Source organism: uncultured Roseibium sp., assembly GCF_947499295.1.
Lineage (GTDB): Bacteria > Pseudomonadota > Alphaproteobacteria > Rhizobiales > Stappiaceae > Roseibium.
Genome location: NZ_CANMNP010000139.1, coordinates 1 through 462, shown reverse-complemented (window position 1 = coordinate 462; position 462 = coordinate 1). Strand labels below are relative to the sequence as shown.

The 462-nt window shown below is 50.0% G+C and carries 1 pseudogene; it reads right to left on the bottom strand.

What is annotated here, in order from left to right:
- Positions 1 to 199: 199 nt before the first annotated feature.
- A pseudogene (locus tag Q0835_RS30135) lies at positions 200 to 322 on the bottom strand (IS3 family transposase); the annotation flags it as partial.
- Positions 323 to 462: the final 140 nt, after the last annotated feature.

The window sequence follows — 462 nt, the reverse complement described above, 5'->3', positions numbered from 1 at the left end:
CTGGCCGTAATTCCTTGAATTCATAGAGTGCCTGGCTGGTACAATGAGTTGGAAAGAACCCGAGATAAACTCCGGCTTTAAAAATGTCCCCCCCAACTATGCCATCCTGCAGTCCGGATGAGACCTCGCTTCAGTATGGAGTGTGACCCAACGCCGCCGCCCGATAAAGGCTACAGGCTTTTGCAACAAATCCGGAAAACGGACAGGTTGTGTGTTCTGATCTCATCAGGTCCAACGGCTTCTTGTTGCCGATTGCACCAAGAGGTCTGCGCTCGTTACCGTCTTGGTGTAAAGCCTCCAACTTTTCAGCGGCATCTGCAAGTCTTTGAGGCAAATGTGGATTCCATCTGCGGACCCAAGAAAATTACATTCATGCGGAATGGCCATTTTAGTATCCACGCCTTGGATGAAACCCCTCGTCTTCAGACGAGCCCGCTTTAGCGTGAAGTGAATAAGAATGAC